We start from the raw sequence: 11611 nt of genomic DNA, 5'->3' as shown, positions 1-11611 counted from the left end.
CCCCTGCGGGCAATGCGTTCACCGTCAAACTCCATTTCCGCTGTATGGCCAACCTGAAGTCCTCCGCCAAAATACCATACAAAGACAGGGAGCTTCTCACCCGAGCTGAGGGCCGGTGTCCAGACGTTCAGATATAGGCAGTCCTCATCCATGGGAAGATCGGGATCGACCGACCATTCGCGGGTATAAATATTATTCACATCTATAACAGTCGGGGCCTGCATCGAAATCGGGGCAAATTCAAACGCTTTCAATTTCCCTTCCCAGTTTGGTACAGGCTGGGGAGCACGCCAGCGGTTCTCTCCTACAGGCGGGGCTGCAAACGGAATTCCCTTAAAGCTGGTGATACGCGGATCAGCTGCCGGCAGTCCTTGAACAATACCGCTTTCAACACGTACTTCTCTTAACATACCGTTACTCCTCTCTGAATATAAACGTCACCGCGGTTTAGCTCACGGTTACTTCCATAGATACCTTTTTCAGCTCCCGGTTCAGATCCTTATCCTCTGTCAGATCCAGGACCGGAACACCGTCAATGTCAAAATGCACGCGGCGGACGCCGGAACTTCTGGGTCCGTCAATTCCCGGTCTTGCATGGTAAGCGTTCCAAATGACTCCATCCTCATCGGTCACATAGGAATTGTGGCCCGGCCCATATTCCCCCGGTACACTTCTGGAGGTCAGCAGCGGGTAATTGCCTTTGGTCCAGCTGCGGATATCCAGCAAATCCGCACCCTTGTCAGCCGTCAAGAGACCCACAACATAGGTTGCATCCACCGCCGCGCTGGCAAAGGTCAAGAATAACTTCTCATCGGTGTAGAGAGCGAACGGTCCTTCATCTACAAAGGTATGATTATTGGCCCACCCGTAATCGGGTTTTGTCAGAAGCACCGGATCACTGGTCAGCTTCCACGGCTCCTGCGGGTCGATTCTGGCGATATAGATCCAGGCTCCAAGGTCGACAGGCACGAACTGGCGCTCCGACCATGCGGCGTAATACTCTCCATTCCATTGAATTACGGTCATATCGAGGGAAATCGTCTTGCCTGCTTCACACAAAAATGTACCATCGTTCTTTACTACACGCTTAGGCATCGACCAGTCAGCAGCGCACATCGGATTTCCTTCCGGCCGCAGCTTCATGACATGCGACTCTTCATGCAGGAACTCACCCGGTGTTGCCGCATGAAAGATATAAAGTTCATCTTCAATGATATGGAATTCCGGCGCCCACAGCAGCCCGCCGATCTGCTCATAGGTATTCGAATCCAGAATCAGTGCTTCCTCGGCATCTGCCAGCCCGGGGATCGTACCGGCTTCCCGCATATATAACGTATGATTTTGGTCTGCATCGTTCGTGGCAATGAAATAATACTTTCCTTTCCATTTGGCAATGCAGGGGTCTGCACGGTCGAACGCAATCGGAAACGGATAATGATCCTGATGAACTTCACCGGAAATTCTATAGGTCCCCGCCTGCTCCCAATCGATTCCATCCGTATTCCAGTCCACTCTTTTTAGCGCCTTGGTGCCGTCGCTGTACAGAGCCGTCGCCCGGATCTCTTCCAAATCCGATTCCGATGCCGCTGTCACGCGGTCCGGAACTTCAATGGCAATGTTGGTCGGAACCGTAAGCTTACAGTAGAGCCTGCGGGCTATATCCTTGGATACCGGGATGTAGTTGCGCGGCAGAATCCCTTCAATATCTGAAAGCACTGTATCCAGAGTAAAGGGCTGTGCCGCTTCCGGTGCCGAGATATCCTTCATGCTCATGATATCGGCTATAAAATTCTGATAGCCGTTCCCCAGCTCATCGATCCAGCGGATCAGATAGCCTTTCCGGCCGGTATCGTATTCGCAGGAGACATCGCTTACAAAAGTATCTGCCTTAAGCTCCAGCAGTCCAACCTCGTTGTACTGCAGCAAATCAACAGAGGAGAACAGCAGCACTTTCCCCTTGCTCTCTGCATCGGGTTCGCCTTCCGCCTCCGTACGGACTGCAATCACCCCGAAATTCCCCTCGGAGGTGTGGAACAGATACGGATTCTTCAGGCTCTTGGCCCGGAGTGTGCCATCCTCGTTCTCTGTTGCTCTGGCGAATAAAACCCCCGAATTATGGTTTAAATCCTGAAAAAGAAGCCCGTCGCTGCAATAAGCCAAATGCATGCTGTGCGCCAGTTTCGGAGCATACACCATATCCTCCTGCGGTAACCGGGTATAGCAAAGGATATAATTCCGCTCTTCCTTTTGATGTGCTATCATTAACAAACAACCTTCCTTCATTATTGATAATTTCTAATGACCAGAAAATCATATTTCAGGGGTAGAATTCAGAAAAATCCCCAAATTACCTTAATTTACAATATAATTATAGGAAAATACTGAATCCCAAACAATGATCTATCCTGTCCATTAATTGATGTATCCGAAGAAAGGAGAACCTGATGCCAAAAATTCACTATGTCGAATTTGACGCTACTCATCCTGACGATTTTGTGTTCAGTATACCCGAGGGCCATGATGCCTGGCTTCTGGTGCTCACACAAACTGCGGCGTTGTTTGAAGTGAACGGAGAATTAAAAGAATTTCCGGCCCACTCTGCTGTTCTTTATCCTCCTAAGCACACTATCTATTACCGTGCTTGTTCCAATAAGTACGTTAACGACTGGGTCCGTTTCGATGCGGACGAATCCTATATTACAGAAACCACTTTGCCTGTTGGTGTTCCATTTTCACTGCCGGATCCCGGCTACTGCCATCAGCTGTTTCAGCTGCTGACCTTTGAGCATACTTTTCAGAATGACTACCGGGAGCTTTCCATCGACTACCTGTTTAGAATTATCTTCAATAAGCTGTGCGAAGCATCCCAAGACAAGCTGAGCCCGCAATATTATAATCTTTTGAACTTGCGCAAGACTCTTTACAATAACCCCGGCCATCCTTGGACCGTTTCATTAATGGCAGAGCATCTGCATATCAGCGCAGGCTATCTGCAAACGATATACAAATCTACCTTCGGTATCTCCTGCATGGAGGATGTCATTCATTGCCGAATTCGGCTGGCCAAGGAAAAGCTTGGCTTTGGTCCGCATAAAATTGCCGAGGTCGCAACGCTTTGCGGTTATGCAAATGTGGAGCATTTCTGCAGACAGTTTCGGCAGCTTACGGGTTACTCCCCCAAGGCTTACCGGGAAACCCTCGCCTCCAAAGAACCGAAGATTCCGGCAGAACCTTAGAGGCGCCAGACCCCAACTCCAGAACCAGAGTCTTAAAGGAGTTTATCTCTAATGCAAAGGGCGGTCCATACGTGGCCGCCCTTTGCATTGTCACTTTGTGGCATAGTTAGCTCTGTACAGCATCAGACCTTGTTCTAATTCCGCCTATGATAATGAAAATAATCGAAATCCGCATAACCGCCGGACTGATTCGTCGCATAATTAAACAGTCCAATTCTATACCCCATAAAATGATCCAGCGTGTACTTCATATGCAGCATCCGGCCGATGGGCTTCCATGCTGTCCCGTCTTCCGAATAGTAGAACTGTGCCTGGTCGAGGCTATCCTCAAAATTGAAGTCAATTTTGAGATAAACCCGCTCACCGGTAAACACGACACTCTCCACCGTCTCCTCGCGGCCTTCGCCGCCGTTAACACACATGTCAATGCTGAACTGTCCCGGCTTCCCGGCTGCAATCCTTATCGTGCCAAACCCATTCTGCAGGGCTACCATTCCTGCCCGGTCACCGGGCTTCATTCCTGAAATATCTACCACTGTCTCCGCGCTGCAGGCCGGACCTTCCGTACGTTGCGTCAGCGTATTGCGTGCAAATAGAATGCTGTCTGTTAATGAACCCGTGCGGAGGCGCAGATGGCCCGGCCGCTCTGTTACAGACCATAGCCCGTTGTCAGGATTATGGTTCCACTGCCAGTTCAGGGCCAGCCGGTTGGACACATAGTCGAACTCATCGCTGATTACCAGAGGCTTCGGTTCTGCAACAGGAAGCTTTGTCTCAACCACTCGGGGAACGGAGCCATTAATCCCGATAACCGGCCAATCGTTCTCCCAGCTCACAGGAAGCACGCAGGGAACCCGCCCCACAGCATCATGATCCTGGAACAGCACAGCATACCAATCATGATCCGGGGTATCGACAATGCCGCCTTGCGCCACACCATTGTTATGGTAGCCCAGATCATCATCCAGAATAATTTCACGTTCATAGGGACCCAGAATCTCCCGCGAGCGGTAGCAGATTTGGCGTCTGCGCATATTTCCGGTTTGCGGCCATTCAATAAAGAACAAATAGTAATAACCGTTCAGCTTATACGCATGACAGCCTTCGATCCGCAGACCGATGTCTTTCCGTTCGCCTTCGAGCAGCAGTTGATCGGTTCCGCCCGGCTTCACAGCTGTAAGATCTTCCGTCAGCTCCTTAATAAGGATATCCCCATTACCGTAGATCACATAATTGCGGCCGTTGTCATCCAGCAGCAAGCCCGGGTCATGGTGAAGCCCCGGTATCACCGAGCGCTCCCATATTCCATGTTCGATATCCTCCGTGCGGTAGATATAGAACCGGTCCATGTCATTGGATGAAAAACAAACGTAGAATACCCCGTCCTTGTAACGGAGAGATGCCGCCCAAGAACCCTTTCCATAAATGCCGGTTCCGTCCAGCAGCTGGTGGGCATCATTATCCTCAAAGGTATCATATACATAATTTACAATTTCCCAATCCTTCAGGTTCACCGATTTCATAATTGGACAGCCCGGCATGGAATGCATACTTGTGCTGACCATATAGAATGCAGGGCCGACCCGGATTACGTCAACATCCGGAACATCTGCCCACATTATGGGATTGGTTAGGGTAGCGGTATTCACTGTATTGTCCCTCCCTGGTTGAATTCCTCTACTGCATGAACTGCCATGATACAAGCTTGAATAATGGCGTCGCTGTATTACCTGTAAACACCAGGTACAGGTCGCGGGTTCCTTCAACTCCGGTAACCTTCGTCTTTAACTCCAGCTGATTCACCGGAACGTTAGCGGCAGGAACAGGCAGTTCCCCAATCAACAGGCCTGCAGGATCATCCAGATGCAGTTCAATCATACCGCCGCCCTCAAGGCTTATAACAGAGGCACTGAAGGCTGCGGCACCTTTACTTCCGAAATCAACCCCGGATAACCCGATCCAATCGCCATTGTCAATATCCGTCACAAGCCGTTCTCCTGCGGCTGCCTCGAATTCCGTCTTTACACCTGCGCTCCACCCTATGGTCACCGCTTGTACACGTTGATAAGGGTTTAAAGGTTGGATTTGCTGCACACCTTTATAATCTGCTTCAACATCCTGAATGGACCCATCCTCGTTATGGAAAAGGCGGCCCAGATGCGTCGAACGGTAGCCATTCGCAATCCCCTGTGCTTTGGACAAGGTTTGTGCGTGATAGGCGATATACCATTCATCATGAAATTGGAAAATGGCATGATGGTTATTGCCTGACACTCCGAAGAAATGTCCCGGATTCTTTAATATCGTCTCATGATATGTCCAGGGTCCCATCGGTTTATCGCTCGTCATATAGGCAATCTCTCCCGCAGGAGGACTGCCCTCCGGCCGTTCCCCGTCATAGAAATTTGAACAATAGGTATAGTAGTAGATGCCTTCCCGTTTATGTATGCCGGCATCCTCGAACATGAACGGGGCAGGGATAACCTCAGCAGTTCCCACTACGCTGGTCATGTCATCTCCCAGCATCATCACCCGTGCTGTACCGGGCTCCGCATATTCTCCTTCCGGTACCCCGCCTCCGAAATAGATGTAACCTTTGCCGTCATCATCCACCAGAACCGCCGGGTCGAACAGCCAGGTTACATCCTCTACTCCCGGAGTGGAACGTAATATAAGCGCCTCGCCAATAGGGTCAACCCATGGTCCCACCGGACTGTCACTTGTCAGAACGCCGATACCGCTGGCATTATTGGCGAAATACAGGAAGAATTTATCCTTGCCCTCCATCACCTTGTGGACTGCCGCAGGCGCCCAGGACTGGGTAGCCCACTTCGCCGCCCCATCCGGCCCCGCAACTGCAATTTCGCCATGATCGGTCCAGTTGACTAAATCACTGGAGGAGATTACGGCAATTTTATTGATACTGCTGTATGTGTTTTCTTTTACCGCACCGTTCCCGTCATACTCCAGAGCGTCATGGGTCATGTACAAGTAGACCCGGTCTCCGAATACCAGGGCATACGGATCGGCCCCATAGCGGTTTGCAACCACCGGATTACCATTAGGCGGAACCTTTCCTATGGCTTGATTTAATTGAACTGTCATTATCTGTCCTCCTATTTGGAATTTCCCGGACTTCATCAATTGTTATCCTTTCGAAGCAGCCAGATCGGCAATCCGCCCGAACGAAGCTTTGGGCTGGTGGTTTACGTCAAACAGAAACGGCCAGTTTTTACGCCCGCGGACCGGAAAATCATCCAGCCAGGTATAGTCATCAGCTACACCCCAGAATGTAACAGAGTCAATGACCTTTCTGTATTCCAGCAGAACAGCAAAAATCTCTGCATAACGTTCTTCCTGAAGCTTCAGCATCTCAACTGTTGGCGCTTTCAAATCTGCCCGCTCATCTTCGAACCGGAACATGGAGAGATCGAGCTCGGTAATGTGGATTCTAAGACCAAGAGAAGCATATAGCTCAAGCGCACTGCGGATTTCGCCAATTGTCGGGCCATAGATATTCCAGTGTGCCTGCATGCCTATCCCGTGAATAGGTGTATTTTGATCGAGCAAATTGCGGACCAGCTTGTAGATTTTGTCACGTTTAACCGGATCGGTCTCATTATAGTCGTTATAGAACAGCAGGGCATCCGGATCGGCCTGATGGGCCATTTCAAAAGCCTCACGGAGATAGTCCTCCCCGAGGATTTCCAGCCATTTCGTATTCCTCAAGTATTGGCCGGATTTATCCTCAACGGCTTCATTTACCACATCCCAGGCATAAGCCTTCCCGCGGTACCGGCCTACAACAGTGTTGATATGGGTTCGCAGGCGGCCGAGCAGCTGATCTCTGGTGCACGGCCCCCCTTCTGAATTGCGGAACATCCAGTCTCCTGTCTGATTATGCCACAGCAGGGTATGGCCCCGGACTGCGATGTGATTGGCCTCCGCAAACTCAAAAATACGGTCAGCTGCATCAAAGGTATAAATTCCTTCCTGCGGTTGGACTTCCTCCGGCTTCATTACATTCTCGGCAGTAATGCTGTTGAAATGCTCAGTAATGAAAGAAGCTTGCCCAGATAATACGTCCATGCTGACCGCAGCGCCAATCTTGAAGGCGTCCCGGAACACTTCATGCAATGCGGGTAACCCGCTGTTTGGCTGTGCCATCATCGATAACCTCCTAAACTGAATGTAGAGAGACAGTTAAGTCTATGATATCTCTTTTGTATGCGTTTACCATTACTATACTAAAGAAGGATACCCGTCATTTTTCAGCTCCAGCCTGGTTGCGGTAAGCGACCGGTTTCAGTGCAGTCCGCTTTTCAAACTCTCTTAAAAAATGGTGGTAATGCACATAACCCACATTCTCTGCAATCTTCCTAACAGTCTCTCCTGTATCAATCAACTGCTTCTTGGCTTGTTCAATACGCAAATTATGAATATATTCTAGTATGCTGATGCTATTCTTTTTAATAAACGCCTGGCCCAGGTATACCGGATTGATATAAAAATGCTCCGCAATTTCTTTTACAGTTAAAGACCTGGAATAATTGTCCTTCAAAAAATATTCTACCTGTATAAGCGGATGCTCGGATCCGCGTTCTTTATGCTGCTTAATATATTCCATACATGAATTTAACAAATCCCTAAGGATATCTTCCAGCACTGCAAGCGACTTGGGCTCGGTTTTAAAAAATTCAAAGGAATCACTCCACTGCTCAGCCTTTCCTCCGAATTCCTTCACCAGCTCCATACTTTTCAGCATAATATCGATGCTGGTCATCTGCACAACCTCAGGCGCAGTCCGATTCACTTCAAACATTCTGAACATTTCCTTCAATTGGTCCAAGGCTTTCTGCTCCTGCAATCGTTCCACTGCACCCATCAGTTCCTCTGTCAGATCCGCAGAAGGAAGATTATAGCTAAGCTGGATCCGGGCATCCATGGTTGAATCAATCGGTCCGCTTGCTTCCGAATAAAAAAGATGGCGGGCGGCAGCCCCTACAGCCATCATATAGGATACGGGCAGTTCACGCAGAGACTGCACACTCGGCCCGATGCTCACAGATCCCTTCACGCTGCTGTTCCGTGACAGCTCGGTATATACCCGTCTTGCCAGCTCTGCTGCAGAAGCTGAACTCTCCACGACAAGCCCCGCCTGATCACCGGGCATATCAATGAACAAGGCGCCCACCGCCCCAGCCATCTTCCGGCAGATTTCCGTGATCTTGCTTTTGGGGCCCTCTACATGAATATAAGTCCACCCTGAAACCGTCTCGTCCAGACGATCCATTTGCTCGGCAATCTCCTCTTCCGGCTCCGCCCACTGCCCTACAAGCATACGGGCGATCGCAACGGGAAGAAGCCGGTTCGCCAGCATGTCCTGCTGCATCTTGTGCTTGACACGCTTTTCCAGCTCGTCCGTAATATCAGCAAGTGCCTTCTCCCACTCCGCTTCAATAACAGGCTTCAGCAAGTAGTGCCTCACACCATAACGGATGGCTGTCCGTGCATATTCAAACTCGCCGTAACCGCTGAGAACGATGAATAGGGGCTGCTCCATGTCCAGCTGGCGTACGCGCTTGATTAGCTCCAATCCATCGATGCCGGGCATGCGGATATCTGTAATTACAAGATCTGGCGAGCATTCATCAATGGCGATCAATGCTTCTTCCCCATTCTCGCATGCTCCGCAGATTTCAAAGCCCAGTTCCTCCCAGTCGGTCAACGTTCTTAATCCCTCTAATGCAATCGTTTCATCGTCAGCTAAAACTACTTTAAACATGGGATTCCTCCACTTTGGGAACTAATGCCAGGTCTATAGGAATTTGAATTGTGATCGCCGTCTGTTCATACTCGGTGCTCTGAATGGTGAACCCGGCTCTGCTGTCATAATACAACATCAGGCGTTTATAGACATTTCGGAGCCCGATATTTTGTCCGGTGTCTTGCTCTGATTGCAGGTGGGACTCGATCCATTTCAGCTTTTCCTTCTCAATTCCCTTTCCGTTATCTGTCACAGTAATGATTAGGCCTGAATCGTTCCTGGATGCAGACACGTGAATCTTCCTTGCTCCTTTGACTGACTGCAGACCATGCTTGCAGGAATTCTCCACCAGCGCCTGAACGCTCATTTTGGGAATCCGCCAATGCAGCACCGCAGGGTCGATATCAATGTCATAAGTGAACCGGCTCTGAAAGCGGAATTTTTCAATCTGCAAATACATCTCTATAAAAGATATTTCTTCTTCGACGGTAATCAGATCGTCCTTCCAGCTTAGCAGCCTGCGCAGAATAAGGGCCAAATTCCGGATCACATCGGTGACCTCTTCATACTTGATTTTTTGCAAATGACCAATATGGCGTTCAACGTATTAAAGAGGAAATGCGGGTCCACCTGACTTTCCAGATAGTTCAATTCGGCTCTTACCTGCTCAAGTTCAAGATCCTTTTTCTGGATTTCCAGCTTATATACATCATTGATCAAATTGCGGATTTTCTCTGTCATCAGATTGAAGCTGCGGATCAAACCACCGATCTCATCCTTCCCCTCATACATATCGATGTTCTCAAACTGCTCGTATTTGACCAGCTTCATATGTTTGTAGAGCAGCCTTACCCTCAGATTATAGGATTGTAAAATAACTATCATTAATAGTGTGGGAATAATTATCGTCAATACAGCAAAAATTAACGAAATCCGAAGCGCATGGCTCATCTCACCATTGCTTTTACTGCCTTCCGGGGTTCCGATCAGCCTCCAGCCCTCAGTATATCCTGCACTGCCCAAGGTTCGGACAATCTGCTTGGACGGCTGGCTGTCGTCCGTATCTACTTTCAACAATGCATTTTTATCCATTGAGTAGAAGGAATGATCCGATTCCAGCACGACACGATTCTGCTCATCCAGAAGCTTGAACTGCAAATAGTCGCGTTCCTTCTGGAACAGCCCCTGCACATTGTTCAACCGAAGATCGATTCGCAGATATTTATGGTAGGGCTGTCCAGAAAAGTTATCCAATTTGCGGATAAGGCTGACAAACACTTCCTGCTGGGGCGGATTGAGCGGGTTGGTTCCCTGATAAGAGGTTAACAGCACTTTGTCCGAGCCACTGGATATTTTGCGGTACCATTCACTCTTCTTGTCGTTGTCTGACAGCATAAAGTAACTGCCACCGTTCTGGAAGGTCGGATTCGTAGTATACACACCCATCCAATAAATATAGGAATGCAGATTGCTATATTGCCACATTTTGTCTCTCAGAACATCGCTATAGGCATCATAATATGCCTCATTATCCGGGTAGGCTACATCCATGATTTCATTATAAGCACGGTCTGCGGCAACCGTATTGCTGATCGCCACACATTCATTCACGATCTGCATCAGATCATAGACCACCCGGTCAACGGAAATCTCAAGATTCTCTCTTTCGCGGGTATCTACATTACGGCTGATCTGAACATAAAAGAGGCCGTTAATGCTGAGTATAGGGACAAGAACACACAGCAAATAGATAAACAGAAATTTGTATTTGAGCGGAATATCATTGACGATGGCTGATGGTTTCCTTTTGCCCTTCATGCTGCTCTCCTCCCCCTTGAATCAGCCCTTCTTGTACACCGAAGGCGAGACGCCATTTAGCACTTTAAACTTGGCCGCGAATAAATCGGCATCCGAATAGCCCACACGCTCCGAAATATCAGAAATGCACATATCCGTCCGGCGCAGCAGTTTCTTGGCTTTTTCAATCCGGTATTCATGAAGAAAATCGTTAAAAGAGATGCCATAACGTTTCTTGATCCGTTGTCCCAGATAGGCAGAATTCACGTGTAAATGCTTGGCAATATCCTGCAGCTTCAGCTTCTCCTGATAGTGCGCCCGCACATAGTCAATCGCCGCTGTAACAAGCGTGTCCTCCTGATTATTGTCTGCTGAGGCGAACCATTCGGCAACTTCGTGCAGATCCTCCATCGTCTGCCGCTCAAGCAGCGGCAGGCAGCAAGCGGTTACACGGGGTGGAAACCATTTATCCGCCCATATTGCCGGGTCTCCTCCTCTGACCTCGATTTCACGGAGCAGTTCAGCTTTGATGTTGCTCAGGAAAGCATCGATCCATGCACATGAAGTACTATCCGCAGAGAAAATTTTAAATACATCGCTGAGTTGGGAGCTTAATGGTTCAAGCTGCCCTTCGGTAACTGATTGGAGCAGCGATTTCTTCATCCCTGCCGGAAGCAGCGCCATTTGATCCTTGTCCTGCTTCTGGAAGAAACTAATTTCGGGGGGTTTCACATCCGGCCGGCATAGTTCTGCCGCCAGGGCTTCATTATACGCAGTATTCAGAAATGTGGTACCTGTATGCTCAAGGCTT

The 11611-nt window shown here is 49.2% G+C and carries 9 protein-coding genes and 1 pseudogene; 1 reads left to right on the top strand and 9 read right to left on the bottom strand.

The features are described 5' to 3' along the window. Together AQR02_RS31000 and AQR02_RS04040 are read right to left on the bottom strand one after the other, a co-directional pair. Nucleotides 1-410 (bottom strand): carboxylesterase family protein (locus AQR02_RS31000; RefSeq protein WP_148449129.1); only part of this gene is annotated, 410 nt, incomplete at its 3' end. Nucleotides 411-447: 37 nt separating this feature from the next. Then, on the bottom strand, nucleotides 448-2262 hold the full coding sequence (locus AQR02_RS04040; protein ID WP_054939495.1) for a family 43 glycosylhydrolase: 1815 nt from the start codon (nucleotides 2260-2262) through the stop codon (nucleotides 448-450). 182 nt (nucleotides 2263-2444) lie between these two features. Here AQR02_RS04040 and AQR02_RS04035 point away from each other — a divergent pair, with 182 nt between their 5' ends. Further along, a complete protein-coding gene (locus AQR02_RS04035) occupies nucleotides 2445-3236 on the top strand; it encodes a helix-turn-helix transcriptional regulator (protein ID WP_054939494.1) in 792 nt (263 codons plus the stop codon). Between the two features lie 134 nt (nucleotides 3237-3370). On the opposite strand, the gene AQR02_RS04030 is transcribed toward AQR02_RS04035, so the two are convergent. The 7 genes and pseudogenes from AQR02_RS04030 to AQR02_RS04000 all read right to left on the bottom strand — a co-directional run. Next, complete coding sequence (locus AQR02_RS04030) at nucleotides 3371-4885, bottom strand: glycoside hydrolase family 43 protein (RefSeq protein ID WP_054939493.1); 1515 nt, start codon at nucleotides 4883-4885, stop codon at nucleotides 3371-3373. Nucleotides 4886-4913: 28 nt separating this feature from the next. After that, nucleotides 4914-6341 (bottom strand): glycoside hydrolase family 43 protein, encoded by a 1428-nt coding sequence (locus tag AQR02_RS04025; protein ID WP_054939492.1) that lies wholly within the window; start codon nucleotides 6339-6341, stop codon nucleotides 4914-4916. Nucleotides 6342-6383: 42 nt separating this feature from the next. Next, entirely contained in the window at nucleotides 6384-7403 is a 1020-nt protein-coding gene (locus tag AQR02_RS04020; RefSeq protein WP_054939491.1) for an endo-1,4-beta-xylanase, read from the bottom strand. A 97-nt stretch (nucleotides 7404-7500) separates the two neighbouring features. After that, nucleotides 7501-9021, bottom strand: a complete 1521-nt coding sequence (locus AQR02_RS04015) for a response regulator (RefSeq protein ID WP_054939490.1) — start codon at nucleotides 9019-9021, stop codon at nucleotides 7501-7503. Beyond that, nucleotides 9014-9370, bottom strand: coding sequence for a sensor histidine kinase (locus tag AQR02_RS04010; protein WP_245237574.1), 357 nt, complete (start codon nucleotides 9368-9370; stop codon nucleotides 9014-9016). Before AQR02_RS04010 ends, AQR02_RS04015 begins: the two co-directional genes overlap by 8 nt. Before the next feature lie 111 nt (nucleotides 9371-9481). Continuing rightward, nucleotides 9482-9744: pseudogene (locus AQR02_RS35285) on the bottom strand (sensor histidine kinase); the annotation flags it as partial. Between the two features lie 1098 nt (nucleotides 9745-10842). Further along, on the bottom strand, nucleotides 10843-11611 hold a 769-nt coding region (locus AQR02_RS04000; protein ID WP_209444122.1), incomplete at its 5' end, for a helix-turn-helix transcriptional regulator.

The sequence above is a fragment of the Paenibacillus ihuae genome (assembly GCF_001368795.1).
GTDB lineage: Bacteria > Bacillota > Bacilli > Paenibacillales > Paenibacillaceae > Paenibacillus_AQ > Paenibacillus_AQ ihuae.
Note: the sequence above shows the minus strand (reverse complement) of the source record. Positions and strands in the feature narration are given on the sequence as shown.